The organism is Neisseria elongata subsp. elongata, assembly GCF_900113545.1.
GTDB lineage: Bacteria > Pseudomonadota > Gammaproteobacteria > Burkholderiales > Neisseriaceae > Neisseria > Neisseria elongata.
The window spans coordinates 72,649-99,439 of record NZ_FOPS01000003.1; the positions used below are offsets into that span (position 1 = coordinate 72,649).

General features: G+C 54.5%; 29 protein-coding genes, 1 tRNA gene and 2 pseudogenes. 12 read left to right on the forward strand and 20 right to left on the reverse strand.

The window, feature by feature from the left end:
* Positions 1 to 45: 45 nt before the first annotated feature.
* Both BM261_RS03880 and BM261_RS03885 read right to left on the reverse strand, forming a co-directional pair.
* On the reverse strand, positions 46 to 1,269 hold the full coding sequence (locus BM261_RS03880) for a tyrosine-type recombinase/integrase (RefSeq protein WP_074895359.1): 1,224 nt from the start codon (positions 1,267 to 1,269) through the stop codon (positions 46 to 48).
* Positions 1,270 to 1,488: 219 nt separating this feature from the next.
* Positions 1,489 to 1,573: transfer RNA gene (locus tag BM261_RS03885), tRNA-Leu, on the reverse strand.
* Positions 1,574 to 1,795: 222 nt separating this feature from the next.
* Here BM261_RS03885 and BM261_RS03890 point away from each other — a divergent pair.
* The 6 genes from BM261_RS03890 (at position 1,796) to BM261_RS03915 (ending at position 6,314) form a co-directional block, all read left to right on the forward strand.
* Positions 1,796 to 2,482 carry an SCO family protein gene (locus BM261_RS03890; RefSeq protein WP_074895361.1) on the forward strand — a complete coding sequence of 229 codons (687 nt, stop codon included), beginning with the start codon at positions 1,796 to 1,798 and terminating at the stop codon, positions 2,480 to 2,482.
* A gap of 84 nt (positions 2,483 to 2,566) precedes the next feature.
* On the forward strand, positions 2,567 to 3,217 hold the full coding sequence (hisG, locus tag BM261_RS03895; RefSeq protein ID WP_070454901.1) for an ATP phosphoribosyltransferase: 651 nt from the start codon (positions 2,567 to 2,569) through the stop codon (positions 3,215 to 3,217).
* A 40-nt stretch (positions 3,218 to 3,257) separates the two neighbouring features.
* Positions 3,258 to 3,950, forward strand: coding sequence for a hypothetical protein (locus BM261_RS03900; protein ID WP_074895364.1), 693 nt, complete (start codon positions 3,258 to 3,260; stop codon positions 3,948 to 3,950).
* Positions 3,951 to 4,043: 93 nt separating this feature from the next.
* Positions 4,044 to 5,207: an NnrS family protein gene (locus tag BM261_RS03905; protein ID WP_074895366.1), complete on the forward strand. Its 1,164-nt coding sequence runs from the start codon at positions 4,044 to 4,046 to the stop codon at positions 5,205 to 5,207.
* A gap of 179 nt (positions 5,208 to 5,386) precedes the next feature.
* Positions 5,387 to 5,737, forward strand: coding sequence for a hypothetical protein (locus BM261_RS03910; RefSeq protein WP_074895368.1), 351 nt, complete (start codon positions 5,387 to 5,389; stop codon positions 5,735 to 5,737).
* Between the two features lie 136 nt (positions 5,738 to 5,873).
* Entirely contained in the window at positions 5,874 to 6,314 is a 441-nt protein-coding gene (locus BM261_RS03915; protein WP_074895370.1) for a hypothetical protein, read from the forward strand.
* 84 nt (positions 6,315 to 6,398) lie between these two features.
* On the opposite strand, the gene dapC is transcribed toward BM261_RS03915, so the two are convergent.
* Both dapC and BM261_RS03925 read right to left on the reverse strand, forming a co-directional pair.
* Positions 6,399 to 7,589 (reverse strand): succinyldiaminopimelate transaminase, encoded by a 1,191-nt coding sequence (dapC, locus tag BM261_RS03920; protein ID WP_074895675.1) that lies wholly within the window; start codon positions 7,587 to 7,589, stop codon positions 6,399 to 6,401.
* A gap of 98 nt (positions 7,590 to 7,687) precedes the next feature.
* The gene (locus BM261_RS03925) at positions 7,688 to 7,891 is read right to left on the reverse strand and encodes a heavy-metal-associated domain-containing protein (RefSeq protein WP_074895372.1); all 204 of its coding nucleotides are present in this window, start codon (positions 7,889 to 7,891) and stop codon (positions 7,688 to 7,690) included.
* A gap of 443 nt (positions 7,892 to 8,334) precedes the next feature.
* On the opposite strand from BM261_RS03925, the gene lnt reads away from it, so the two are divergent.
* Positions 8,335 to 9,882 (forward strand): apolipoprotein N-acyltransferase, encoded by a 1,548-nt coding sequence (lnt, locus tag BM261_RS03930; protein ID WP_074895678.1) that lies wholly within the window; start codon positions 8,335 to 8,337, stop codon positions 9,880 to 9,882.
* A 484-nt stretch (positions 9,883 to 10,366) separates the two neighbouring features.
* Here the strand turns inward: lnt and serC are convergent, their stop codons facing one another.
* A complete protein-coding gene (gene serC, locus BM261_RS03935; RefSeq protein WP_074895374.1) occupies positions 10,367 to 11,467 on the reverse strand; it encodes a 3-phosphoserine/phosphohydroxythreonine transaminase in 1,101 nt (366 codons plus the stop codon).
* Positions 11,468 to 11,757: 290 nt separating this feature from the next.
* Here serC and rimP point away from each other — a divergent pair, with 290 nt between their 5' ends.
* The 3 genes from rimP to infB are packed head-to-tail and all read left to right on the forward strand — an operon-like array spanning position 11,758 to position 16,519.
* Positions 11,758 to 12,189 carry a ribosome maturation factor RimP gene (gene rimP / locus BM261_RS03940; protein WP_074895681.1) on the forward strand — a complete coding sequence of 144 codons (432 nt, stop codon included), beginning with the start codon at positions 11,758 to 11,760 and terminating at the stop codon, positions 12,187 to 12,189.
* A 38-nt stretch (positions 12,190 to 12,227) separates the two neighbouring features.
* On the forward strand, positions 12,228 to 13,730 hold the full coding sequence (gene nusA, locus BM261_RS03945; protein WP_074895376.1) for a transcription termination factor NusA: 1,503 nt from the start codon (positions 12,228 to 12,230) through the stop codon (positions 13,728 to 13,730).
* A 14-nt stretch (positions 13,731 to 13,744) separates the two neighbouring features.
* Positions 13,745 to 16,519: a translation initiation factor IF-2 gene (gene infB, locus BM261_RS03950; RefSeq protein ID WP_074895378.1), complete on the forward strand. Its 2,775-nt coding sequence runs from the start codon at positions 13,745 to 13,747 to the stop codon at positions 16,517 to 16,519.
* A gap of 41 nt (positions 16,520 to 16,560) precedes the next feature.
* Here infB and BM261_RS12335 read toward each other — a convergent pair.
* The 8 genes and pseudogenes from BM261_RS12335 to BM261_RS03990 all read right to left on the reverse strand — a co-directional run.
* Positions 16,561 to 16,722, reverse strand: a pseudogene (locus tag BM261_RS12335) (IS5/IS1182 family transposase); the annotation flags it as partial.
* Positions 16,721 to 17,461 carry a twin-arginine translocase subunit TatC gene (gene tatC, locus BM261_RS03960; protein ID WP_074895382.1) on the reverse strand — a complete coding sequence of 247 codons (741 nt, stop codon included), beginning with the start codon at positions 17,459 to 17,461 and terminating at the stop codon, positions 16,721 to 16,723. The pseudogene BM261_RS12335 and the gene tatC, both read right to left, overlap by 2 nt.
* A 143-nt stretch (positions 17,462 to 17,604) precedes the next feature.
* Positions 17,605 to 18,108 carry a Sec-independent protein translocase protein TatB gene (tatB, locus tag BM261_RS03965; RefSeq protein WP_074895384.1) on the reverse strand — a complete coding sequence of 168 codons (504 nt, stop codon included), beginning with the start codon at positions 18,106 to 18,108 and terminating at the stop codon, positions 17,605 to 17,607.
* Positions 18,109 to 18,111: 3 nt separating this feature from the next.
* Positions 18,112 to 18,318 carry a Sec-independent protein translocase subunit TatA gene (gene tatA, locus BM261_RS03970; RefSeq protein WP_003773961.1) on the reverse strand — a complete coding sequence of 69 codons (207 nt, stop codon included), beginning with the start codon at positions 18,316 to 18,318 and terminating at the stop codon, positions 18,112 to 18,114.
* 60 nt (positions 18,319 to 18,378) lie between these two features.
* A complete protein-coding gene (locus BM261_RS03975) occupies positions 18,379 to 18,702 on the reverse strand; it encodes a histidine triad nucleotide-binding protein (RefSeq protein ID WP_070454955.1) in 324 nt (107 codons plus the stop codon).
* 101 nt (positions 18,703 to 18,803) lie between these two features.
* A complete protein-coding gene (locus tag BM261_RS03980) occupies positions 18,804 to 19,127 on the reverse strand; it encodes a phosphoribosyl-ATP diphosphatase (RefSeq protein WP_074895387.1) in 324 nt (107 codons plus the stop codon).
* 75 nt (positions 19,128 to 19,202) lie between these two features.
* Positions 19,203 to 19,601 (reverse strand): phosphoribosyl-AMP cyclohydrolase, encoded by a 399-nt coding sequence (hisI, locus tag BM261_RS03985; protein WP_074895389.1) that lies wholly within the window; start codon positions 19,599 to 19,601, stop codon positions 19,203 to 19,205.
* A gap of 42 nt (positions 19,602 to 19,643) precedes the next feature.
* The gene (locus BM261_RS03990; protein WP_074895391.1) at positions 19,644 to 20,195 is read right to left on the reverse strand and encodes a CreA family protein; all 552 of its coding nucleotides are present in this window, start codon (positions 20,193 to 20,195) and stop codon (positions 19,644 to 19,646) included.
* A gap of 183 nt (positions 20,196 to 20,378) precedes the next feature.
* Between BM261_RS03990 and BM261_RS03995 the strand changes: the two genes are divergently transcribed.
* A complete protein-coding gene (locus BM261_RS03995; protein WP_074895393.1) occupies positions 20,379 to 20,660 on the forward strand; it encodes a hypothetical protein in 282 nt (93 codons plus the stop codon).
* Positions 20,661 to 20,799: 139 nt separating this feature from the next.
* On the opposite strand, the pseudogene BM261_RS13045 reads toward BM261_RS03995, so the two are convergent.
* The 5 genes and pseudogenes from BM261_RS13045 to fabD all read right to left on the reverse strand — a co-directional run.
* Positions 20,800 to 20,862: pseudogene (locus tag BM261_RS13045) on the reverse strand (transposase); the annotation flags it as partial.
* Between the two features lie 95 nt (positions 20,863 to 20,957).
* The gene (gene dapD / locus BM261_RS04000) at positions 20,958 to 21,779 is read right to left on the reverse strand and encodes a 2,3,4,5-tetrahydropyridine-2,6-dicarboxylate N-succinyltransferase (protein WP_074895396.1); all 822 of its coding nucleotides are present in this window, start codon (positions 21,777 to 21,779) and stop codon (positions 20,958 to 20,960) included.
* A gap of 98 nt (positions 21,780 to 21,877) precedes the next feature.
* Positions 21,878 to 23,074 (reverse strand): acetate kinase, encoded by a 1,197-nt coding sequence (locus tag BM261_RS04005; RefSeq protein WP_074895398.1) that lies wholly within the window; start codon positions 23,072 to 23,074, stop codon positions 21,878 to 21,880.
* 211 nt (positions 23,075 to 23,285) lie between these two features.
* Positions 23,286 to 23,861, reverse strand: coding sequence for a YhcB family protein (locus BM261_RS04010; protein WP_074895401.1), 576 nt, complete (start codon positions 23,859 to 23,861; stop codon positions 23,286 to 23,288).
* Between the two features lie 109 nt (positions 23,862 to 23,970).
* On the reverse strand, positions 23,971 to 24,900 hold the full coding sequence (gene fabD / locus BM261_RS04015) for an ACP S-malonyltransferase (protein WP_074895403.1): 930 nt from the start codon (positions 24,898 to 24,900) through the stop codon (positions 23,971 to 23,973).
* A gap of 80 nt (positions 24,901 to 24,980) precedes the next feature.
* Here fabD and BM261_RS12630 point away from each other — a divergent pair, with 80 nt between their 5' ends.
* Positions 24,981 to 25,124, forward strand: a complete 144-nt coding sequence (locus BM261_RS12630) for a hypothetical protein (protein WP_159070391.1) — start codon at positions 24,981 to 24,983, stop codon at positions 25,122 to 25,124.
* 5 nt (positions 25,125 to 25,129) lie between these two features.
* On the opposite strand, the gene BM261_RS04020 is transcribed toward BM261_RS12630, so the two are convergent.
* Both BM261_RS04020 and BM261_RS04025 read right to left on the reverse strand, forming a co-directional pair.
* A complete protein-coding gene (locus BM261_RS04020) occupies positions 25,130 to 25,615 on the reverse strand; it encodes a hypothetical protein (RefSeq protein WP_240317858.1) in 486 nt (161 codons plus the stop codon).
* Positions 25,616 to 25,758: 143 nt separating this feature from the next.
* Complete coding sequence (locus tag BM261_RS04025) at positions 25,759 to 26,718, reverse strand: beta-ketoacyl-ACP synthase III (RefSeq protein ID WP_074895407.1); 960 nt, start codon at positions 26,716 to 26,718, stop codon at positions 25,759 to 25,761.
* Positions 26,719 to 26,791: the final 73 nt, after the last annotated feature.

Genomic DNA, 26,791 nt, shown 5'->3' on the forward strand with positions numbered 1-26,791 from the left:
TGAAAAATCGGGCGGCCTATTAGTAAAAAATCAAGGTCAAGGGGGTTACGGGGTCTGTATCTGTTTCAGAGCTTGGCGGTATCGTTCGCGCAAATAGTCGCTGTACCACTGCATCATCTCCCGCCGTTCGTCCATGTAGTCCGCCCTGTTGTATGCCGCCCTGATACGGTCTTCTTCCACATGGGCTAATTGCCGTTCGCTTGCGTCGGGATTGAAGCCCTGCTCGTTCAAGATACTGCTCGCAAGGGCGCGGAAGCCGTGCGGGGTAGCCCTGCCCTTGTAGCCCATACCGTTCATGATTTTGCCCAGTGTGTTTTCACTGATAAAGCCTTCCGCCTTGGTGCGGCTCGGAAAGAGGTAGGGGGTATGTCCCGTAATCTCCCGCAGTTCGGCCAGCAGTTCAAGCGGCCAGTCTGCCAGCGGTATCACGTGCTGCGGTTTCGGGGCGGTCTTTTCGTGCTTCATGCGTTCGGCGGGTATCGTCCACGTGCCCGCCTGAAAGTCTATTTCCTCCCATTTGCCGCCCCTTAGCTCGGTATTGCGGACAAACACCAGCATGATTAACAGCAGGCCAATTCTGTTTGAATGCTCCACGTCTGCCGGTATTAGGCGGCGGTAAAACTCGGTCAGTTCTTCGCGCGGCAGGGCGGGGCGGTTGGTTGCGGGTTTGGGCGGGATGTACTGCCGCAATATGCGGGCGGGGTTTGATTCCGTGATTTCAAGCATGGCGGCATAGTCGAAAACCGCCGCCGTCCATTCCCTGATTTTTTCGGCGGTGTTATGCACGCCCCGCGTCATGATGCCATCCAACAGGGCTTTGATATGGGTTACCCTGATTTCCTGTATCGGCATTGCGCCGATGGCGGGGAATACTTCGGCTTCCAAATACCGTAGCACGCGGGCGGCGTGGTTCTCTTTCCAGCGGCGCAGGTTGGCGGCGTGCCATTGTCGGGATAAATGTTCAAAGGTGTTTAGGGCGGCGGCTTTGCGTTCTTCCTTTTCCTGTTGCTTGGCCGCGCCGGGGTCTTGGCCGTCTGAAAGCAGGCGGCGGGCGTTCTCGGCGGCTTGGTGGGCTTCGGAAAGGGAAACGGCGGGATATTTGCCGATAGTCAGTGTTTTTTCTTTGCCGTCTATGCGGTACTTCAGGCGGAAGATTTTGCCGCCTGCGGGGGTAACTTCGAGATACAGGCCGCCGCCGTCAAACAGTTTGGCTTTCTTTCCTGCTTCGGTCGGCTTGGCGTTCCTGATTTGGCGGTCGTTTAGCGGCATTTTTGGGGTATGTTTTCGGGGGTATTTTCAGATGCCCCCAAATATACCCCCAGTTTTCGCTTTACTCAATTACACGGCAATGGGCGGGATTGGACAATCAGGAAGGGGCAAGCAGGATGGCAATCGGCCTGCAAGCCCCGTGGTTATTGGATTTAGTTTATGGCATTGGACGGTATTAGACAAAAAATAACCGCTCGAAAGCGGTTGATTTTTACAGTGTGGTGCCCAGGGTCGGACTCGAACCGACACACCTTGCGGCGGGAGATTTTGAGTCTCCTGTGTCTACCAATTTCACCACCTGGGCAGGTAGGAAAGCCGCCATTATAGCGTGAAAATCATACTTGTAAAGTGAATTTTTCCAATAATATTTATTCTGTTGAAAATAAAAGAAATTAAGTAAAAGAATGTAGAAACTTTTCCCCACGTCAAATTTACTGCCTTTTTCCCTGCATCTTCATTCCACTGACTGTTAAAACAGGGTAATATTCGATATCTGTTTCCTTCTTAACCGAACAAAGGAGTTGTCATGAAATACCGTCCTTTAGCCCTGTTAATGGCCCTTGCGCTCGCCGCCTGTTCGCAGGAAGCCGCTCAGAATAACGGCGGGCAGCAACCTGCTTCGCCGACCGCGTCTTCCACCGGCGAACCTGCCGCATCTGCCGCTTCAAGCACATCTGCAATCGCGCCCAAACACGGTGAATTTTTCGGTACCGACATGAGGAAAGACGATATCGGCGGTGATTTCACGCTGACTTCGGGCGACGGCAAGCCGTTTGCCATCAGCAGCCTGAAAGGAAAAATCGTTCTGCTGACTTTCGGTTATACCAACTGTCCGGATGTCTGCCCTGCCAGCCTGCTGACTTACAGCGAGGTGATCGATCAGCTGGGTGAGCAGGCCAAAGACGTGTCCGTCGTATTTGTCAGCGTCGACCCCCACCGCGATACGCCCGAAGTAATTGACAAATATGTAAAAACCTTCAACAAAAACTTTATCGGCCTGACTGCGACGGGCAATCAAAGCATTCCGGTCGTCAAACAGCAATACCGCGTGGTGTCGTCCAAATCGCAGGAGCAGTCGGACGATATTTATTTGATCGACCACACTGCCGGCACTTATGTTTTGGATAAAGAAGGCAACACCGTTTTGATGGAAAATTACGGCCGCACTTCAACCGAAATTGCCGCCGACATCAAAAAACTGCTGCAATCCTAACCAGTTGCACCGGGCCGTCTGAAACGCCTGCCGTATTGTTGCCGGCATCGCATTTTCAGACGGCCTTATCCACAGGAACACACCATGTCCGAGCAAAATCTGACCATCGCCTTGTCAAAAGGGCGCATTTTCGATGAAACCCTGCCGCTGCTTGCGGCTGCGGGCATCGAACCGGTTGAAGACCCCGAACAATCGCGCAAGCTGATTATCGGCACAAACCATGCCGACATCCGTTTGGTCATCGTCCGCGCCAGCGACGTTCCGACGTATGTCCGATACGGTGCTGCTGATTTCGGCATTGCCGGCCGCGACGTGTTGATTGAAAACGGCGGCGAGGGGCTGTACCAGCCTTTGGATTTGCAAATCGCCAAATGCCGCATGATGGTGGCCGTTCCCCAAGGCTTCGATTACGCTGCCGCATCACAGCCCGGCTGCCGCCTGCGCATCGCCACCAAATACCCCGATATTGCGGCGGAACACTTTGCCGCCAAAGGCGTTCATGTGGATATTATCAAGCTGTACGGCTCGATGGAGCTTGCACCGCTGGTCGGCCTGTCGGATGCCATTGTCGATCTGGTCTCCACCGGCAACACGCTAAAAGCCAACCGTCTCGAAGCGGTGGAACATATTTGCGACATTTCCAGCCGCCTGGTGGTCAATAAGGCGGCATTGAAAGTGAAACACGCGCGGCTGCAACCGATTATCGAAGCATTTGCCGCCGCAATCGGACAATAGGCGGCACTTCCCGCGCCGCATCCTTTAGAAAGGAAGCAATATGGCACATCTGCTGATTGATACCGTAAAAACCGATGCCGGAAAAAAATACCTACCCTTCGGCAGGCATGATGTCCGGTTGTTTGCCGACAAGAAAACCGCCCGTCCGTTCTGCAAGCTGGCCGCCTCTGCCGACGGAACCTGCCCTGAATGCGGAGACAACGCCGCATTGCACTTGGTCATCCCGCCCAAAGACAAATTCACCCGTACCATACTGAAAACGGTCAAAGTCATTTTGTCCGGCCATCCCGAAGCCAAAATCGCCGTCATCAGCCCGCGCGGAAAACTACAAAAAAAACTGGAGCGTTTGCAGCAAAAATATCCGGCGGCACAGATTATCAGCAGTTCCAAACTGGGCAAAAAAGCCCGCAGCTTCCTGTATCACGACGAGAGGCCGTCTGAAAACCCGCTGCAGCCGCTTTCCGCAGAAGAAGAAAACGAATTGATCAAACGCGTGGCCGAAGAAATAGAAATCACCGTCGGCCTCACCCTGCCGCCGCACACGGAAGAGACCGCACTGCCCGGATTGTCCGACACCCTGCGGCAAATCAGGAGAAACCAGCCGAAGAAGAAAAACGCGCTGCTGCACCTGCTGACACAGCAACACGGCAGTGAAGCTCAACAGTATTTGGACGCACTGCTGGAGCAAAACCTGATTAAAATCGATGCGGCGGAAAACGTCCGTTACCGCTGACTTTCAGACGGCCACTATCACCAACAGGCCGTCTGAAAACCAAACCGCAGCCGCACAACCATCTTTCCACCACTACCCAATCCATTAAAAAAAATGAAATTCTTCCAACATCCCGTTTGGGCGATGGCCTTCCGCCCGCTCTATTCGCTGACCGCCGTTTACGGCGCGCTTTCCGTCCTACTCTGGAGCTTCGGCTATCAAGGCACGCCGCAGCTGCCCGGATTCCTTTGGCACGCCCATGAAATGATTTGGGGCTACGCGGGCGGCGTGGTCGTCGCCTTCCTGCTGACCGCCGTCGCCACTTGGACGGGCAAGCCGCCCGTTAGCGGGCAACGGCTGGCCCTGCTGGTCGGCCTCTGGCTGCTGGCGCGCCTGTTCGCCTTCATTCCGAATGCGGCCCTGCTTTCCGGCGTGGCCGGAACGGCCTTCTACTGGCTGGCGGCCTTCTATATGGGCCAGTCGGTTTTTGCCGCCGAAAGCAAACGCAACTATATCGCCGTATACGCCCTTATCCTGATGGGCATCACGCTGGCCGTCTTCCACACGCGCCTATCGATCGGCAACACCGCATCGCTGCAAGACAACCTGTTTGCCGGACTGGTCATGGTGGCCGGCTTTATCGGCCTGATCGGTTCGCGCATCATCGGCTTCTTCACATCCCGCCGTTTAGGCACGCCGCAACCGGCCTCGCCGCAATGGGCGTTGATGGCGCCGCTGGTCTTGCCGATGCTGATGGCGGCTTTGATGACGCTGCGCCTCGCCCTGCCGTTGGCGGCATTGTGCGGCATCGCCTGCGGCCTGCTCGGACTGGTTCAAACCGTGCGCTGGTGGGCGAAAGGCACGGCCAAAGAGCCGCTGTTGTGGACGCTGCACATCGGCTATGCCGCCACAGCCATGGGCTTGATTATCATGGGTTTCGGCCAATGGATACCGAAACTGATGAGTCCCGGCGTGCACTTCATCGCCGTCGGCGGCATCGGCCTGCTGACCGTCAGCATGATGACCCGAACCGCCCTGGGCCACACCGGCCGCCAGCTCTACCCCGCGCCGAAACTGATGCCTACCGCCTTCTGCCTAATGGTTGGCGCACTGTTTTTCCGCACGCTGGCTGCGATCATGCTGATGACCGTACATCCGACTGCCTACCTGCACAGCCTGCGCTGTTCGGGCGTATTGTTCGCCGCCTCGCTGCTGCTGTACGCATGGCGTTACATCCCGTGGCTGACGCGTCCGCGCTTGGACGGCAAACCCGGATAATGATTTAAATGCGGATAGGCCGTCTGAAAATGTTTTCAGACGGCCTCAACTTTCTTCACCCGGCCTCCCGACACAATATGGCTTACAACAAATAACCAAAGCATACAAAAAACACTTGACCTTCCACCCGCAAAACATAAAATAACACCTCCTGAAACTATTTATTTAAAGGAAATGTTATGAAGAATTTTTTATTGGCAGTTGTATTATTGTCGATCGGAACTGCCGTAGCCGCCGACTCTGACAACCTAAGCCTAACGGCAAAGGCAGCTAAAGTCAAACAAATGATAATAGAACTTTGCCACAGAGATGTAGAGGATGGCACAGCTAAAATGGGGCTGGATGAAGACCTAAAGCAAAAGCTAGCTCTAGCGCCATTTGCAAAAAAAGTGTGTGAATGCCAGGGTAGAAAATTTGAAAACCGTGTACGCAAAGGATTGGGTGTGGGTCGGGATGAGTCAGATTTTGCGTCTCTATACAAAAAGAGTAGGGAAGAATGTATTGATGCTGTTCAGCACCGAAAACATTGAAAATACCAATGCCATCAGCCATACATCCTCAGATGTATGGCTGGTTGCAAATCTGTAAATGCTTCTTCGGACTGAACAGGAAATACAAATCATTTGATGCTACTCCTAACACGGCTGGATTTGAGGGGACTAAAAAATGAACGGATGGATAGTGGTCGGCATTATTTTTGCTGCAACATTTTTATTATTATTATTTCCTTTGCGTAAAGGCTTCTGTAAATTGGGTTGGCAATATGGGAGTTTTTCTGCTTTGGTGTTCATTCTGATTTGCTTGGAAATATCTGTAATAATGGCCAGTGATGCTCTTAGCTGTCTTCACAACATTCTATTCGGCATATGCATGTGTGCAGCAACCATGCTTCTTCTTTGGATGCTGACAAAATGGCACGAAAGGAACGAAACCCTTAATGCGGCAGTAATTGTTTTGGGTATCGTGCATGTGGCCTGTGTGATGACCGTGGTCTCCCTGCCAAATATAAACCCTTACCTTAAACTGATTGCGAATATTGTGTATTTAGCCCTACCTGCGCTGGCGGTTTACGAAATTTCCGAAGGAAAAGAGAACGCAGCGGGCTAATTTCAAGGAAGGCTTGCAAAGGCCGTCTGAAAACATGCAACCCGAAGCTCCGGGCGGTTTTCAGACGGCCTCAAACTCTTATATTCAAGCGTGCCGGAATAGCGCAACCATCCGCCGCGCACCTTCCACGCATTCTTCCACGCCCGCCACCAGGGCGATGCGCACATAACCTTTGCCCGGATTGCCGTTCGGCGTATCCCGCGCCAAAAAGCGTCCCGGCAGCACCTGTATCGCCGCCTCGCGCCATAGTTTTTGCGCAAACGCCAAATCGTCCCCGTCCGGCACTTTCAGCCAGATATAAAACGAAGCATCCGGTATTTTCACGTCGAACACCTGCTGCAATACAGGCACCACCTGCTCGAATTTGGCCTGATAAAGGCGGCGGTTTTCCGCCACATGGGCTTCATCGTCCCATGCGGCAATGCTGGCGCGCTGCACCGGAACACTCATCGCGCTGCCGTGGTAAGTGCGGTAGAGCAGGAAGGATTGCAGCAGTTCGGCATCACCCGCCACAAAGCCGGAACGCAGGCCGGGCACGTTGGAACGTTTCGACAGGCTGGTAAACATCACGATCCCTTTGCGGCCGCGCCCCAACATTTCAGCCGCCTGCAAAGCCCCCAGCGGTTTGCGGTCGTCGAAATAAATTTCGGAATAGCATTCGTCTGAAGCGATGACAAAGCCGAATCGGTCTTGCAACGCAAACAATTCGCGCCAGTCGTCAAGATTCATCACGCTGCCGCTCGGATTGTCTGGAGAACAAACCAAAAGCAGCTTCACGCGCGGCCAAACGTCGTCGGGAACGCAACGCCAGTCGGGCAGGTGGCGCGGCGGGCTGCTGTTGGCAAAGCAGACTTCGCCGCCACCCAGCAGGGCGGCACCTTCGTAAATCTGATAAAACGGATTCGGGCAAACCACCACGCCGGTATCATCTGCAACAGGGTCGAGTACCACTTGGGCGAAGGAAAACAATGCCTCGCGGCTGCCCAACACGGGCAGGATTTCCGTTTCCGCATCCAATTGCAGGCCGTCATAGCGGCGTGCCAGCCAACGGGCGCATGCTTGGCGCAATTCGGGCAGGCCCGCGGTCAGCGGATATTTGGCAAACTCCGCGCCCGCCGCCTGTAAGGCATCGGTGATCACGGCGGGCGTGGGATGTTTCGGCTCGCCGATCTGCAACATAATCGGCACCAGGCCGTCGGGCGGATTGATGCCTTGCAAAGCCTCGCGCAAACGGGCGAAAGGATAGGGTTTGAGTTGTTTCAACAGGGAATTCATAATCATCAAAATGGCTGGTTGTAATCCGGAGGGATTCTAACAGAAGGAAAAGGCCGTCTGAAAAACTGTTTTCAGACGGCCTTCAATCGGTTATTGCCTTAGGCTACGCTAAAGCCCGCATCGGCAATGGCTTTTTTCACGGCATCCACATCCAAACCTTCGCCGTGGGTAATCACCACCACACCAGTTTCAAAATTTGCGTTCACCATGCGGACATTCGGCACGGCTTCGGCTTGGGTAATCAGTTTGCGGGAATCTTCCTTGCTGCTCATCCCGGTTACATCCAATTTCATTTGCGGCATATTTTTACCTCTTTAAAAGATATCCAATAAAAATGAGTAATCCATCAGCTTTCCCGACATCATTGTTATTGTCTCGGAAAATTTGAGTGCTGCGGTGTAATCTGTATTCCCTGTCACTCACAGCTTGGCAGATGCGCTTGGAAAGCATGTCTTTGATTTTGCCTTTAATTGCAGGCTTTGTCTATTTTGTTTAAACATATTTCATGCAGGCAGGCACAATATTCCACGTTCAAAAACATATAAGGCATTATTTGTCATAAATAATATTTGATTTCCCCGAATCAGCCGAAGATATAATATTTTCATAACCATACGAATCTTTACTGCACTTGCCGAAATCCGCTTGGCAAAGCGGCAGGCAACCGTCCGGCGATACGCCACCCTCTCAAGTAATTTTCTGTACAATGCGGCACCGTTTTCCAAACAACTCCATTAAACACATCATGACCGGTATCTTTTCCAAACTCGAAGCTTTCTGGTGCCGCCCGCCCGTATATTGGCTGCTGATTCCCCTGCTGGCCGCCGCCACGCCGCTCACTTTCGCCCCCTACTACCATTTCTGGCTGATGCCTTTGTTGTTCGCGGCCTTCATCCGCCTGCTGGAGCTCCGTCCCGATGTCCGTGTCCGCAGTGCCTACCTGTTTGGCCTGGTTGCCTACACCGTTCAGTTTTATTGGATACATACCGCCCTGCACGACGTTTCCGGCCTGCCCAATCTCTATGCCCTCCCCCTCACCATGCTGCTGCCGGCCTATCTGGCATTGTTCCCCGCCACCGCCGTTTGGCTCTGGAACCGCATCCGTTTAAACCGTTGGCTGCATACCGGCCTTGCACTGCCGGTTTTTTGGACATTGGCGGAATTTGCCCGCGAACGTTTGCTGACCGGATTCGGCTGGGGGGCATTGGGTTATTCCCAAATTGCCGACCACGCCCCACTGGCCGGTTTCGCTCCTTTGGGCGGCATTCATTTGGTTACATTCGCCACCGCGTTATTCGGTGCATGGCTGGTTTTACTGGTGGACAACAAAGGCCGTCTGAAAAAACGCTTGGCCCTTGCCTGCGCCGTTGCGGCATTATTATTCGGCGGCCATATCGCCAAGCAAACCGATTTCACCCAACCCACAGGACAAACCGCCACCGTCGCCCTGGCTCAAGGCAATATCGAACAACACTTAAAATTTCGCAACGACCAAGTCCTGCCGACTTTGGATCGTTATTTCCGACAAATCGCCGCCACGCATGCCGACATCGTCATCCTGCCCGAAACAGCATTCCCCGTGATGCTGCAAGAACTGCCTGACCACATCATTGCAGAATTTGCCGAACAGGCCCGTCAAAACGGCAGTGCCTTAGCTGTCGGCACCATGCAATACACGGCTGACGGTATGAATTATCAAAATGCCGTCGTCAATCTGACCGATTACCGCATAGGAGCGGCCAATATTCCGTTTTACGCCAAAAACCACTTGGTTCCGTTCGGCGAATACAAACCCCTGCCGTCCTTAACCGCCCCGCTATATCAAATGATGGATATGCCCTTGTCCGATATTCTGCACGGAGGAGAGGCGCAAAAACCGTTTCCCATGAAAAACCAACAGGTAGCATTCAATATTTGTTATGAAGACGGTTTCGGCGACGATTTAATCGCCTCCGCCAAACAATCCACCCTGCTCGCCAACGCCAGCAACCTGGCTTGGTACGGCGATTCCAATGCCATGTTCCAACATCTGCAGCAATCGCAAGCGCGCGCATTGGAACTGGGCCGCTACATGGCCAGAGCCACCAATACCGGCGCGACCGCCATCGTAGACAACAAAGGACGCATCGTTGCCATGGCGCCCACCAATACCGCAACCGTATTGAAAGAAGAAATTCAAGGCTATCAGGGAGAAACCCCTTATATGCGTTTGGACGGCTCTTTGCCGTTCATCGGCCTATTGTCCGTATTCGCGGCGGTTTTTCTGGCTGTCGGACTCAAACGAAGCAGATAAAGAAAGCCTTAAAATGAAGCAGACAAAAATACCGGAACCGCTTGATGGTTCCGGTATTTTTATAGTCGTTACAAAAACTTTGCCTCAACAGTTTTTTATAGCACACTGAAATTTTAGGCAAAAAAAAAAATGCACACATTTTTTCAAATGTGTGCCAAGTCTACAAAGGAGAAATAGAGGAGAAACTAGTTAAGCCGCAACCAGCGACTTAACAAAGCGAATTATAGGGAAAAAACCATCTGCCGTCAAATTTTCTGCCGCCTATAAAAAATAATCTGCCTCTTTTTAGCCACACCCTGCCATATTCTTTTCTGTTCGTTTTGCAACAAATAATCAAAACAGAGTATTCCAAAATAAGCACGCCCTCCAATATCAAGTATAGAAAGCGATTGCGACTTCACCCTAAAAATCGTTTCAAACGGAAATTCACCTTATTTCCTATGAAAGTTCCTGTTCAGACGGCCTCATGCCGCCTATAAACCGATTAGCCATTCTTTCTTTGGAAATCGGCCATAAATTCCACCAGCGCGGCCACGCCTTCTATCGGCATGGCGTTATAAATGCTGGCGCGCACACCGCCCAACGTTTTATAGCCTTTCAGGTGGCGCAATCCGCACAATGCCGCTTCCTGCGCGAAACGTTCGTCCAATCCCGCATCTCCTGTACTGAAGATAACGTTCATCTGCGAACGTGCATCCGGATGTATTGCATTTCGATAAAAACCGCCGCTGCCGTCTATCGCACGGTACAACATATCGGCCTTGCGGCGGTTGATAAACGCCATTTGCCCAACGCCGCCCTGAGTCTGCAACCAGCGCAGTACCAATCCCGCAATATAAATCGGATAGGTCGCCGGCGTGTTGTACATACCTTGCTTTTCAACATGTGCCTTGTAATTCCACACCGCCGGTACCGAATCCGGACAGCGTTCCAGCAAATCCTCGCGAATGATGACGATGGTTACGCCTGCCGGACCGAGATTTTTTTGCGCACCCGCATAAATCACGCCGAAATCGGCGACATCAATCGGCCGGGACAAGATTTCGGAAGACATATCGCATATCAAAGGAGGAAGGCCGTCTGAAAGCTTGGGCATCTGCCTGTATTGCAGGCCGTGTACGGTTTCGTTGGCGACAAAATGGACAAAAGCCGAATCCTTGCTTATATCCCACTCGCTTACGGGCGGCAGGTCGCAGTAATCATATTGCGTACCGCCGTGCGCAGCCAAATGGATTTCCGCCGCCGTGGATTTTTCCATCTGCCGATGCGCGGTTTGCGACCAATTCCCGGTAACCACCGAATCTATCCGTTTGAAACCGTAGGAGAAGTTCATTGCCACCTGACTGAATTGCGCACTCGCCCCCCCTTGCAGGAACAATATTTTGTAATGGTCCGGCACATTTAAAAGCAGGCGCAAATCCTGTTCGGCATGATAAAGGATGCTTTGAAACTCGGCGGAACGATGACTCATACTCATCACCGGGATGCCGGTACCGTTGTAATCGAGCATTTCCTGTTGCGCGGTGTGCAATACGGCAGCCGGCAGCACGGCGGGACCGGCGGAAAAATTGTAGACGGTATTCATGTTCGGACTCTCTATTCTGACTTTCCCGTTTACGGGATGGCGTTTCCGCCGCCTGTTTGAACCATATTGAAACTATGCTTTCAGACGGCCTCGTAAAGCGCCTGATTTTATGCCCGGCAAACAGTTTCGGCAAGAAACCCGACCACCGCGCAAAAAATCAAGGCCGTCTGAAACCGCTGAAATTTAACCGCTTTTCTTTTCTGTCCAAACACGATATAATTCGCAAAATTTTTCAAGTCAAACTGAGAAATGGCCATCGGGCCATTTTTTTATTTTCTCCGGAAGGAAAAATGGACATTCAACAAATATTGGATAAAACCCTGCCGGGTTTGGGTTACGAACTGGTGGATTTCGAACTGACGGCACAAGGCATCTTGCGGGTCTTTATTGATAAGGAAGGCGGAATTACCGTCGAAGACTGCGCTACAGTCAGCAACCACCTCAGCCGCCTGTTTATGGTGGAAGACATAGACTACAAAAACCTCGAAATCTCCAGCCCGGGCCTCGACCGCCCGCTAAAAAAAGCGGCAGATTTCGTCCGCTTTGCCGGACAGCAGGCAAAAATCAAAACCCGCCTGCCGATAGACGGACAGAAAAACTTTATCGGCCGTATCGAGGCGTGCGAAAACGATATCGTTACACTCTCTTTCGACGGCAAGACCGCCTCCATCGAAATCAACAATATCGACAAAGCCCGTTTAAAACCGGAATTTAAATTTTAATAACACGATTAATCGGAAACATTTTTAGGAGATAAAACATGAGTCGCGAAATGCTGCAACTGGCCGAAGCATTGGCCAGCGAAAAGAATGTAGACACCGACGTAGTGTTTGACGCACTGGAATTCGCCCTATCCACGGCTGCAAAGAAAAAAGCCGGCCGAGAGCACATGGACGTGCGCGTCGAAATCGACCGGAATACCGGCGAACACCGCACCTTCCGCCGCTGGCTGATTGTGGCCGATGAGGATTACACCTATCCCGATGTGGAAAAAACCATTGAGGAAATCCAAGAAGAAATCCCCGGCACCACCATCCAAATCGGTGAATACTACGAAGAGCAAATCGAAAACGAAGGCTTCGGCCGCCAAGCCGCAATGACGGCCAAGCAGATTATCCTGCAACGCATCCGCGATGCCGAACGCGAAAAAGTCCTGAACGACTTCCTCGCCACCCGGGAAGACATCGTTATCGGAACAGTGAAAAGGGTCGAACGCCACGGCATCATCGTGGAACTCGTTCCGGGCAAACTGGACGCGCTCATCCCGCGCGACCAATCCATTCCGCGCGAAAATTTCCGCAGCGGCGACCGCATCCGCGCCCTGTTTTTGCGTGTTGAAGAAATCGGCCAATCCGGACGCAAACAAGTCATCCTCAGCCGTACCTCGCGCGAATTCCTGGCCAAACTGTTTGAACAGGAAGTACCGGAAATTGCAGACGGCCTGCTGGAAATCCGCGAAGCCGCACGCGATCCCGGCCATCGCGCCAAAATCGCCGTCAAAGCCAACGACCAGCGCATCGATCCCCAGGGAACCTGTATCGGCGTACGCGGCAGCCGCGTCAATGCCGTTACCAACGAAATCGGCGGCGAACGCATTGACGTAGTACTGTGGTCGCCGGATACGGCGCAATTCGTCATCAACGCACTGTCGCCTGCAGAAGTCAGCCGCATTGTGATTGATGAGGACCATCATGCAGTCGATGTCATCGTTGCCGAAGACCAATTGGCATTGGCCATCGGCCGAGGCGGACAAAACGTCCGCCTGGCCGCCGACCTCACCGGCTGGCAGCTCAACATCATGACCGTTACGGAAGCCGAAGAGCGTCATGCCGCCGAAGACGCCGCGCTGCGCAGCCTGTTTACCGAACACCTGGATGTCGATGAAGAAACGGCCGATGTTTTGGTACAGGAAGGCTTTGCCTCATTGGAGGAAATCGCCTATGTGCCGTCTGAAGAACTGGAAGAAATCGGTTTCGATGCCACCACCGTCGATACATTGCGCAACCGCGCCCGCGACGCCATCCTCACCCAGGCGATGGCGCAAGAAGAAAAACTGGAAGAAATCGCCGAAGACCTCCGCACACTGGACGGTATAGACGAAGACCTGCTGCGCGACCTGGCACAGGCCGGCATCACAACGCGCGACGGTCTGGCAGAACTGTCGATAGACGAATTGCGTGAAATTACCGGCGTAGAACCCGGCGAAGCAGAAAAAATCATTCTTGCCGCCCGGGCACACTGGTTTGAAACAGACGAACAATAAGGAGGGGCTGTCGTATGAGTAACAGCACAGTAGAACAATTTGCAGCCGAATCGAAAATGTCGGTGGAGCGGATGCTGGAGCACCTGAAGAAGCACGGCATCAACAAAAACAGCGGCAGCGACATGCTGACCGATGCCGACAAAGCACAATTAAGCGCGCAAACCGTCGGCACCATCCGCATCAACCGCACCAAGGTCGAAAAAACCACGGTTGACGGCGTAGCGGTCGAACGCCGACGCAGCCGGAAAGTAGTCGTCCCTTCCGCCGACGAACAACTCGCTGCCGCCAAAGCCGCGCAGGAAAAAGCGGCGCAAGAAGCCGCTGCCGCAGCCGAAGCCGAGGCGGCCAAAGCGGCGGCTGAAGCCGAAGCAGCCAAAGTACGCGCCGCAGCCGAACAGCGTAAAGCTCAAGAGGCTGAAAAAGCGGCAACAGCGGACCTTCAGACGGCCTCACCCGAACCGGCCGAGCCGAAAGAAGAAAAAACCGAACAGGAAACCAAACCGGCCAAAAAAGGCCGGGAGAAAAAAGCCAAAACCCCACCGCAACCGGTAGAAGTCGTCAATGCCGCCGAAGCCGAGCGCCGTGCCGAAGAAGAACGCCGCGCCCAAGCCTTCCGCGAACACCAGGCTGCGCTGTTGAGAGAAAAACAGGAGCGCCAAGAACGCCAGGAACGGCGTGAAGCCGCCAAAAAACAGGCGGCGGAAGAAGCGCGTGCAAGCAAAGCCGGCGAACAGCGCACCGCCAAACCGAGCGAGAAAAAACCCCTGTCGGCATCGGCAAACAAACCGGCTTCCGCACATGCTGCGGCATCAGAGCCCAATCCGAGCAGCGGCAGCCGTAAAAAAGACGAACGCCGCAATCATCACGATGATGAAGGTCAAAGCCGAAATGCCAAAGGCAAAGGCGGCAAAGGCGGACGCGACCGCAATGCGCGCGGCAGCGGTGATGAAGAGCGCGTACGCGGTGGCAAAAAAGGCAAAAAACTCAAACTCGAGCCGAACCAACACGCCTTCCAAGCACCTACCGAACCCGTCGTTCACGAAGTCTTGGTTCCGGAAACCATCACTGTCGCCGATTTGGCACACAAAATGGCCGTCAAAGGCGTGGAAGTGGTCAAAGCCCTGATGAAAATGGGCATGATGGTAACCATCAACCAATCCATAGACCAGGATACCGCCCTGATTGTGGTGGAAGAACTCGGCCACATCGGCAAACCCGCCGCTGCCGACGACCCTGAAGCCTTCTTGGACGAAGGAGAGGAACTCATCGAAGCAGAAGCCCTGCCCCGTCCGCCCGTCGTTACCGTGATGGGCCACGTCGACCACGGTAAAACCTCGCTGCTCGACTACATCCGCCGCGCCAAAGTGGTTCAAGGCGAAGCGGGCGGCATTACCCAGCACATCGGCGCATACCACGTTCAAACCCCGCGCGGCGTAGTTACCTTCTTGGATACCCCGGGTCACGAAGCGTTTACCGCCATGCGTGCACGCGGTGCCAAAGCCACCGACATCGTGATTCTGGTGGTTGCCGCCGACGACGGCGTGATGCCGCAAACCGTAGAGGCGATTGCCCACGCCAAAGCGGCAGGAGTGCCGATTGTGGTTGCAGTGAACAAAATCGATAAGGAAGCCGCCAATCCCGAACGCATCCGTCAAGAGCTGACCCAACACGAAGTCATTCCCGACGATTGGGGCGGCACTACACAGTTTATCGATGTATCGGCCAAAAAAGGCATCAATATCGACGCATTGCTCGAAGCCGTCTTGCTTGAAGCCGAAGTATTGGAACTAACTGCACCGGTGGAAGCACCCGCCAAAGGCATCATCGTCGAAGCCCGTCTGGACAAAGGACGCGGCGCGGTAGCCACTTTGTTGGTACAAAGCGGCACATTGAAAAAAGGCGATATGCTGCTGGCCGGAACAGCCTTCGGCAAAATCCGCGCCATGATGGACGAAAACGGTAAAGCCATTACCGAAGCCGGCCCGTCCATCCCGGTGGAAATCCTCGGTTTGTCGGATGTACCCAATGCCGGCGAAGACGCCATCGTGTTGGCCGACGAGAAAAAAGCACGCGAAATCGCCCTCTTCCGCCAAGGCAAATTCCGCGACGTGCGTCTGGCCAAACAACAGGCCGCCAAGCTGGAGAACATGTTCAGTAACATGGGCGAAGGCCAAGTGCAGAACCTATCGGTCATCATCAAGGCAGACGTACAGGGTTCCTACGAAGCACTCGCGGGCAGCCTGCAAAAATTGTCTACCGACGAAGTACGTGTGCAAGTCCTGCACAGCGGCGTGGGCGGCATTACCGAAAGCGACGTCAATTTGGCGATTGCTTCGGGTGCGTTCATCATCGGCTTCAACGTGCGCGCGGATGCATCCGCCCGCAAACTGGCCGAAAATGAAGACGTGGAAATCCGCTACTACAACATCATCTACGATGCCATCGACGATGTGAAAGCGGCCATGAGCGGCATGCTGTCTCCGGAAGAAAAAGAGCAAGTTACCGGTACGGTGGAAATCCGCCAAGTCATCAGCGTATCGAAAGTCGGCAACATCGGCGGCTGTATGGTTACCGACGGCGTGGTCAAACGCGATTCCCATATCCGCCTCATCCGCAACAACGTAGTTGTCCACAGCGGCGAACTGTCCTCGCTCAAACGCTATAAAGACGATGTCAAAGAAGTCCGCATGGGCTTCGAATGCGGCCTGATGATCAAAGGCTACAACGACATCATGGAAGGCGACGTACTGGAATGTTTCGACATCGTCGAAGTTGCCCGTTCGCTGTAAACACACACATACCAAAGGCCGTCTGAAAACTTTTCAGACGGCCTTTTTATATCCGACAAACATTTTTCAATGATGTATAGTGGATTAAATTTAAACCAGTACGGCGTTGCCTCGCCTTGCCGTACTATCTGTACTGTCTGCGGCTTCGTCGCCTTGTCCTGATTTAAATTTAATCCACTATAAAAGCGAAACGAATAGCGATTATTCCCCTTCTTCCCCATCCCTCGTTACAGGCTTGAACAATCTTGCCGCCAGCAAACCGAGTTCGTACAAAATAACCAACGGGACAGCCATCAAAACTTGCGACAGCACATCCGGCGGAGTGATAACCGCCGCCACGACAAACGCGCCCACAATCACATAAGGCCGCGCACTTTTCAGTTGCGCCAACGACACCACGCCCATCCTGTGCAGCAGCACCACGACAATCGGCACCTCAAACGTCGCACCGAAGGCCACAAACATACCCAGCACAAACGACAGATATTTGTCGATATCGGTTGCCATGCTGACCCCCTGCGGGGTAACGCTTGTTAAAAACCGGAACACAATCGGAAAAACTGCAAAATAGGCAAAAGCCATGCCGCAGGCAAACAGAATCAGGCTGGACAACACCAGCGGCACAATCAGGCGTTTTTCGTTTTGATACAGCGCGGGAGCGACGAAAGCCCAAATCTGATACAGCGTATGCGGCAGCGTGGCCAAAAACGCCGTCATCAGGGCGACTTTAATCGGCACGAAAAACGGCGCAATCACATCGGTGGCAATCATCTGCGTCCCCTGAGGCAGAGACGCCATCAACGGCTGGGCGACAAACGTATAAAGCGGCTGGGCAAACGGGATGACGGCAAAAAAAGCGGCCAGCATCACCAGCATAATCCACACCAAACGCCGGCGCAGTTCGACCAAATGTTCAATCAGGGTTTGAGTTTGCTCTGTCATCTCAATCTCGCCGACATTACGGTGAATCCGCTTTAAAGCAAGACGGCGTTACACCGCCCTGTCCCGATTGGAGCTTAATCACTATAAAATCGAAAATATGGGGAATATGGAAAACATCGGAAAGCGAAGCCGACCGACTCCGCCTATCTTTTCAGACGGCCTTGGCGGCGGACGCGGAGTTGCGGCCTCGGATGAAAACGCGGGCGCAAATCGCGGCGGCGGCCCATTGCCTGACGGCGCAGGGTAACCATATGGAAAGGGACGGCATCATCGTACCGCGCCCCGCCGGCGTGCAGGCCGTCGTCCGTCCCTATGCCGAAATCGGCAGGCGTGCGCTGCGGCGGCAGCCGCTCCCAAGCGGGGAGTTCGGGGTCTATGCCGTCCGCCTGACTTTGCAATGCATGGCGTGCATCACGCCAACCTTCCTGCGCTTCACGGACGGCCGCCTGAAAATCTTCTTTGACTTCCGACAGCCCTTCAGCATCCATTTGGCGGCTGAGTTCGTTTTTCACACCGCTGACGAAACGCTGCAAACGCCCCAGCCACAATCCGGCCGCACGCGCCACCTTCGGCAGCCGCTCCGGCCCCAGCACCACGAGCGCAACAACGCCGGTCAGCAGCATCTCGCTGAAACCGAGGTCGAACATGGCTTAGGCTTGCTTATCGTCTTTGTCGGCCTCGGCCTGCTTCTCGGCCGGGCGGGCATCTGCCTCTTCCGACCCCTCGTTCAGGCCTTTTTTGAAGTCGTGCACCGCGCCGCCCAAGTCTTTGCCGATGTTGCGTAATTTTTTGGTACCGAATACCAACACTACAATCAGCAGCACAATCAGCCAATGAGAAATTCCGCTCAAACCCATTTTAAAATCCTTACGTTAAATCTATTCAATGCGGAAACCCGCTTTCAGACGGCCTGATATTCAAACCGGCGTACCCATGATATGCACATGGAGGTGGAACACTTCCTGACCGCCGCCGCTGCCGGTATTGATTTGGGTTTTAAACCCGTTGCGCAGACCGTGTTCGGCGGCCAACTGCGGCACTTTCAGCATCATTTTGCCCAGCAGGGCCCCGTGTTGCGGCCCCGCGTGTGCCAGCGAATCGAAATGTTCTTTCGGAATCAGCAGCAGATGGACGGGCGCGGCGGGGCGTATGTCTTTGAAACAGAGCATCTCGTCGTCTTCGTACACCACCGAAGCGGGGATTTGTTTGTCTGCGATTTTGCAGAAGATGCAGTCGGTCATCATGAATTCTCCGGTAAGCCGCCTTGCGGTATTTCCGCTTGGGGCAAAGAGGTCGGATTGTAATACAAAAACACCGTCCGCGCCTTTCAGACGGCCTGAGATTAGCCCCGAGTGCGCGCGGCCTTTTCCGCCAGCCCCGACAAACCTTGCCGCCGCGCCAGCTCGCGAACCACGTCTTCCGCCCGCAAACCGTGATGCGCCAGCAGCACCATGCAGTGAAACCACAAATCGGCGGTTTCGTAAACAAGGTGCTCGCCGCCGCCGTCTTTGGAGGCCATCAGCACCTCGCCGGCCTCCTCGATTACTTTTTTCAAGATTTTGTCGCCGCCTTTGGCAAGCAGTCCGGCCACATATGATTCGTCCGGATTGCCGCCCTTGCGCGAATCGATCACATTTTGAATTTCAGACAATATCCTGTCGTCCATCATCCTTCTCCCAATGAATTGCCGCAGACGGAGGCCGTCTGAAAACCGCCTTTCCGTTTCAGACGGCCTGCAACTTTAAGTTGTTGTGCCGTAGATGGCCTTTTCGTCCTTCAGCACCGCATCAACCGCCCGCCAGCCGCCGTCTGCCTGCCAAACGCGGTAGAAGCAGCTTTCCCGCCCGGTGTGGCAGGCAATGCCGCCCTGCTGTTCAATCTGCATTACCAATGCGTCGCCGTCGCAATCAAGCCGCAGTTCGTACACTTTCTGCACATGCCCCGACTCCTCGCCCTTCATCCACTGTTTCTGCCGTGAACGGCTGTAATAATGGGCAAAACCGGTTTCCACCGTTTTTTGCAGCGCCTCGGCATTCATCCATGCCACCATCAGCACGCGGCCGCTGTGCCTGTCTTGCGCGATGGCGCACAACAAGCCTTTGTCGTCGAATTTCACCGCGCCCAGCAATTCTTCATACATGCCGTTTCGTCCTTTACCCTTCCGTGCTGTTCAGACGGCCTGCTATTTCTTCGCCGCCGTGTCGATAATGCAGGAACCGGCGATTTGCTTGTTGGGCAGGCCGACTATCTGTTTTTCGTCCGCAGACGCGCCTCCATAACATGAAATCGCGCTGAGCGAATTTTTCGGCGAACCGTCGATGATTTTGTCGCTGTAAATCATATAGGCGAAAGTTTTGCGCTTGGCATCGTAATACCGCATGATTTGCAGGCTCTTAAAGGCAAAGCTCGCACTGCGCTTAAACACCTGCTGCGGCTTGGCCACCGCCTGTTCGTTGAATTCAATCGCATTGCCGGTCTGCACGCATGACACCGATGCGTCGCTGGCATCCTCTTCCAAATTTACCGCCTCTTTCAAGCCGCCCTTTTTCGCATACGACAAATAACAGGTGATGCCCTTCACATCGGCATCGTCGAAACCTTCTATTTCGATACGGTCGTTTTTGCCCAGCACGCGGAATACGGTGCTGGCATTGCCGATTTTGTCGGTTTCGGAATCACAGGCGGCCAAGGCCGAAACGGCCAGACCCAAACAAACGGCTTTGATGATGTGCATGGATTTTCCTTAATTGATGTGTGTAGGTACGCTATTTTGCCACACGGCGGCGCGGTTTTAAAACCAACGTTGCAAAAACCGCGCCTTCCGGCATGAAAACACAAACGGCGGCGGAGCAAACCGCCTCCAACCGCCGTATAATGCCCATCCCCACCGCAGCCCTTGCAAAAGGCCGTCTGAAAAATGAAACGCAAAATATCTACCCTGCTCTACCTGATTACATTCTTGCTGACCTTATTCACAGTTTATTGCAGCCATCAGGCCGCCCAACCCGCACACCTGCCGCCGGAAGCTTCAAACGGCCTGTCCGCCGCATGGTGGCTGGAACGCAGGATGTACGCCGTATTGTCCGCCTGGGCGGCAGGCACGGCCGCCACGGTGCTGCTGCGGCAAAACCCGTTCGAACGGGTGGCTTTAGCGGTATTGTTTTTCTGCCTTTACGGCTTGGTTGTGGCATTCGTCTAACCAAATGCATCGCAGGCAAACCCGGCCCGCCCTGCGGCATCTCCCGCGCCATATCGCGGATTATCGTAAGTGAAAACGGAAACGCCCCTCCCCGCTGTAGTGAATTAAATTTAAACCGGTACGGCGTTGCCTCGCCTTACCATACTATCCGTAACGTCTGCGGCTTCGTCTCCTTGTCCTGATTCAAATTTAATCCACTATACCAGGACACCCTCCAAGCAATCCACCATCAAACAAAAAGGCCGTCTGAAAACCTTGGCAACAGGTTTTTCAGACGGCCTTTTTGTCTTGTCCGGCTTACACGCCGCGCAACAATTCGTTCACGCTGGTTTTGGCACGGGTTTGCGCGTCCACTTTTTTCACGATAACCGCGCAATACAGGCTGTGGCTGCCGTCTTTCGCGGGCAGGCTTCCGGACACAACCACCGAACCTGCCGGTACGCGGCCGTAGTGGATTTCGCCGGTTTCGCGGTCGTAGATTTTGGTGGACTGGCCGATATACACGCCCATGGAAATCACGCTGCCTTCTTCGACAATCACGCCTTCGACGATTTCGGAACGCGCGCCGATGAAGCAGTTGTCTTCAATAATGGTCGGGGCGGCCTGCAAGGGTTCGAGTACGCCGCCGATACCGACGCCGCCGCTCAGGTGGACATTTTTGCCGATTTGGGCGCATGAACCGACGGTCGCCCAGGTATCAACCATCGCGCCTTCGTCCACATACGCGCCGATATTGACGTAAGACGGCATCAAAACAGTGTTTTTGCCGATGAAGCTGCCGCGGCGCGCCACGGCACCGGGTACGGCACGGAAACCGGCGGCGCGGAATTCTTCTTCGCTCCAATCGGCAAATTTAGTCGGCACTTTGTCGAAGTATTTGTTTACGCCGTCGTTTTGCACTTCGTTGTCTTGAATGCGGAAGGAAAGCAGTACGGCTTTTTTCGCCCATTCGTTGACTTTCCATTGCCCCACGCCCAGGCGTTCGGCCACGCGCAGGCTGCCGGAATCGAGTTGGCGCAGGGTTTCCAACACGGCTTCTTTGACTTCGGGGGTAACGGTGGCCGGCGTGATGTCGGCGCGGTTTTCAAAGGCGGTTTCGATGATGTTTTGCAATGACATGTTTTTTCCTTTCGGGTGTGAAATGGGATTTCAGTGCAAAAGGCCGTCTGAAAGCGCGGTTTTGATGCTTTCAGACGGCCTTTTTCATGGTGCGCTGCTTACAGGCCGGACAGGGCGGCGGTGTCGTGCGCGATCATCAGTTCTTCGTTGGTCGGCACCACGACGACGGCAGGCGTTTGGCCTTTCGGGCTGATGATGCCTTCTTTGCCGAAGCGTACGTCCACATTGGCCTGCTCATCGAGTTTCAATCCCAGGAAGGCCAAATGGGCGACGGTTTGGGCGCGGACGGCATCGGAGTTTTCACCGATGCCGCCGGTGAACACCAGCGCGTCGATACCGCCAGCGGCTACGGTCATGGCGGCAATGTATTTGGCCAAGCGGTAGGTGGTAACGGCCATGGCCAATTTCGCGCCTTCATGGCCTTCGGCTGCGGCTTCTTCCACGATGCGGCAGTCGTTGGACAGCTCGGAGATGCCCAGCAGGCCGGATTTTTTGTTCAAGAGGTCGCTGACTTCTTCCACGCTCATGCCTGCATTGGCGGCCAAGAACGGGTAAATGCCGGCATCGACGTCGCCGCTGCGCGTACCCATCACCAAGCCTTCCAGCGGGGTGAAGCCCATGCTGGTATCTTGGGATTCGCCGTTTTTCACGGCGGTGATGGATGCGCCGTTGCCCAAGTGGGCGATGACCAGGCGGCAGTCTTTCACGTCTTTGCCGATGATGCGGGCGGCTTCGGGGGCCACGAAGCGGAAGCTGGTGCCGTGGAAACCGTAGCGGCGGAAGGCGTATTTTTTATACAGGGCGCGCGGTACGGCATAGGTGTAGGCGTGTTCCGGCATGGTTTGGTGGAAGGCGGTGTCGAACACGGCGACGTTGGGCAGGCCGGCAAAAATGGCTTGTGCGGCGCGGATGCCGGTCAGGTTGGCCGGATTGTGCAGCGGAGCGAGCGGGATGCAGGCTTCCAGTTGGGCGATGACTTCGTCGTTAATCAGGACGGACGCGCTGTATTTTTCGCCGCCGTGCACGACGCGGTGGCCGATGGCTTTCACATCGGCATCCAGGCCGTATTTTTTCAGTTCGTCCAAAAGCGCACCCACCGCGCCGGTGTGGTCGTGGCGGCCGGCCAGTTCCACGCGGTGTTTTTGGCCGTCTTTTTTGAAGGTGATGTAGGCATCCGGAGTGGTCAGTTTTTCACCCAGGCAGCTCAGCAGCACTTCGCCGTTGTCGTTGTCGAGCACTGCGCCTTTCAAAGACGAGCTGCCGCAGTTCAATACTAAAATCAGGTTTTTGGACATTGTATTTTTCCTTCTTGTCGGTAAATGGGGAAACTTGTGTTTCAGACGGCGTGCATTATACAGACAGTCTGGCGGGATATGTGGAAACTTCGGCGCGGATTTGGCCGGCTGCGGTTATGCGGTAATGTTTTGAGGCCGTCTGAAAACATATCGGTCGGGAATATGTTTTCAGACGGCCTTCCTGTGTGCGGCGGCATCTGCCCGGCAAACGCTATTTGTCTTCCGGCTTGGCCTGTTCTTGTTCCGGCGTTTCCGCATCCGCAGCTTCTGCAATTTCAGTTTCGGCTTCGGCCTTATCTTCGGCCGCCGCTTCGCTTGCGGCGTTTTCAGACGGCCTTACCGCTTCTTCCGCCGCTTCGGTTTGCAAACCGGTTTGGCTTGCCGGTTCGACGGTTTCGGCTTGGATTTGCTCCGCCGCGCTTTGCTGTCCGTCCGACTCTGCGGCGGGCAGCACCGATCCGGCCAGATAGCCCAGCGTAACGGCTTTATCGCTGCGCTTGGCCAGTTGTTCTTGCAGCGCTTCTTTGCCCATCAGGGTTTGCGCGCCGTTGCTCAGGTGGCGGATGACGTTTTGGTAGCTGCGGTTCAACGCGTCCACCGCTTCTGCGGTGTCGGCAAAATGTTGGTCCACGCGACTGCGGTAGTCGTCCAGTTCCTGTTTCAAGGCTTCCCGCTCGCTTGCCTGCCGCGACTGTTTGCCGCGCAGGAACAGCCACGCCAGCAGGAAGCCGGCGGCCAAACCGGCCGTTGAGGCCAAAACCAACATGGAAACGGTAGGTGCATTCATTTCGTTTGTCCTTTCGGGTTGTTTGGAAAGTTTTACCGACAGCAGGCCGTCTGAAAATACACTAAACAGTTCGTCTTGCTTTCAGACGGCCTCCGGTTGTCATTCTCCCTTACGGATGGGCGGCAATAAAGGCGGCCACTTGTTCCTGACCGGTCAGCGCGCCGCACACTGCTTCTTTGCGGATACGTTTGGCCAGTCCGGCCAAAACTTTGCCCGGCCCGCATTCGGCGGATTCGGTAATGCCTTCATCAACCAGGCTGTTTACGGTTTCCGTCCAACGTACGGGGCTGTAGAGCTGGCGGACCAGTGCGTCTTTGATTTGCGCGGAGTTGTCGTAGGAGGCGACGTCGGCGTTGTGGATGACGCGGATTTTCGGTGTGGCGATGTTGATGTTTTGCAGTGCCTCGGCCAATTTGTCGGCGGCAGGCTTCATCAGGCTGCAGTGCGAAGGAACGGATACGGGCAACGGCAGGGCGCGTTTCGCACCTGCTTCTTTGGCGGCGTTCATGGCACGTTCGACGGCGGCGGTATGGCCGGCAATCACGACCTGCCCCGGCGAATTGAAGTTTACCGCTTCCACCACTTCGCCCTGCGCGGCGGCGGCACACAGTTCTTTAACCTGCCCGTCCTCCAAACCCAAAATCGCCGCCATCGCGCCGACGCCTTGCGGCACGGCGTTCTGCATCAATTCCGCACGCAGGCGGACGAGTTTGACCGCATCGGCAAAGGCCAGTGCTTCGGCAGCTACCAGCGCGCTGTATTCGCCCAAGCTGTGTCCGGCCACGACTTGCGGCAGTTTGCCGCCGGCTTCGAGGTAGGCGCGGTATGTGGCGACGCCGGCAGCCAGCATCAGGGGTTGTGTATTGACGGTTTGGCCGATTAAGTCGCTGTCTTCGCCGTTCATCATCGCCCACAGGTCTTGGCCGAGGGCGGAGGATGCTTCGTCAAAAGTATTTTTAACCACGCTTACGCCGTCGAAACCGTCCATCATGTGCAGGCTCTGCGAGCCTTGGCCGGGGAATAAAAATGCAAAAGACATGGGATTCCTTTCTCATGCTCAGGCCGGGATAACAATGGATACACCGTTATGGCCGCCTGTGTGTCTGTCGGTTGAAAAAATTGCCGCCGCAAAATGCACAAACCGCCATCTGCGGCAAAAGCGGGATGGCGGAAAGTGTAACAGAAAGAGATACTCCGTTCTATGCTGCCGCATTCGGCGGCAGGCCGTCTGAAAACAAAGAGGTACATTTTCAGACGGCCTGAAGGCTTTATTCGGCAATCTGGATGTCGATGTCGGTCAGCAGCCATTGGCCGTTGCTGTGGCGTTTCAGACGGCCTTTCAGTACGTCGCCTTCTTGCGGCACATAAAATTGGTTGAGGTGCTGGCCCAAGGCGAACACCGGAACGGCCGGCTCGCTGGACAACATGCCGAAACCGCCGTTTTTCTTAATGTCCCAAGCACTGACTTTGATGCGTACGATATCGCCTTCTTTTACTGTCGCACCGCTTTCGGCAAACGGCTCGGCCGCCTGCATCCCCACCGGTGCGGGAGAAAGCGCGCAAGGACGGTTTTGGTCGTCCATGCCGGCGATATAGGTGATTTCGTCGCCGACTTTCGGTTCGCGGTAACCAGCCGGCAGGTCTGCCGCCAGAAGCAACAGGCTGGCGGTCGTGTCGTCTTTATCACGGACAACGCCTAACTGTTTGTCTTGAAACCAAGAAATGATAATGCCGTAATGTTGGATTGCTTGCATGATGATACCCCGTAACGAATAGTGAATTATTATTTCTGCACCGCTTGTCTGTAAAAACAACCGTTCGGCAGATGTGCGCATTATACTCATCCACCGAACGGTTGCAATAAATCTTTTTACGAATTTGTGTTAAATTTTCCCAATCAGTATCTTAACAATACCGCCCCCCAAGTAAAACCGCCGCCTATGCCTTCCAGCAGCAATATCTGGCCGCGCTTGATGCGGCCGCTTTTGATGCCCTCGTCCAATGCCAACGGAACGGATGCGGCCGAAGTATTGCCGTGGTTTTGCACGGTCAGGATAACTTTGTCCAAGCTCAGGCCCAGATGTTTGGCGGTGCTGTCGATAATGCGCTTGTTTGCCTGATGCGGCACAAGCCAGTCGATTTGTTCTGCATGATAGCCCGCTTCTTCCAATACTTCTTCCGCCACTTTTGCGAGGGTTTTAACGGCAAATTTGAATACGCCCGGTCCGTCCATTTCCACATACGGGTTGCCGCAAATCTGTCCGCCGGCCATCTGCGCAGGCACTTTCAGCAAGTCCAAATAGCCGCCGTCAGCTTGCAGTTTGCCGTGGATGATGCCTTCTTCGTCAGACGCGCCCAAAACGACCGCGCCCGCACCGTCTCCGAACAGCACGCAGGTTGTACGGTCTTTCCAGTCCAAAATATGGCTGAATGTTTCCGCGCCGATAACCAGCACTTTCTTGGCCATACCGCTTTTGATGTAGGCATTGGCGGTGACGATGGCATACATAAAGCCGGCGCAAACCGCCTGAACGTCGAATGCCGCACAACCGGCAATGCCGAGTTTGTTCTGCACGATGGTGGCCGTAGACGGAAACTGCATATCGGGGGTTGCCGTAGCCAAAACAATCAGGTCGATTTCTTCCGCCGCCACGCCCGCATCGGCCAACGCACGCTGTGCGGCAATCACGGCCAAATCGCTGGTTCTTTCGTTTTCGACGGCCAAGTGGCGGAATTTGATGCCGGTACGGCTGACAATCCATTCGTCCGATGTATCGACAAACTCGGCAAGATCATCATTGCTGACACGCTTTTCAGGCAGATAGCTGCCGGAACCGAGGATTTTTGCATATTGCATGGCGCGTCCCTTTCTAAATTATTTGTAATGGCTGGATAAAAGATTCGGCATTGTAGGGAATGTCTGCCGTTTT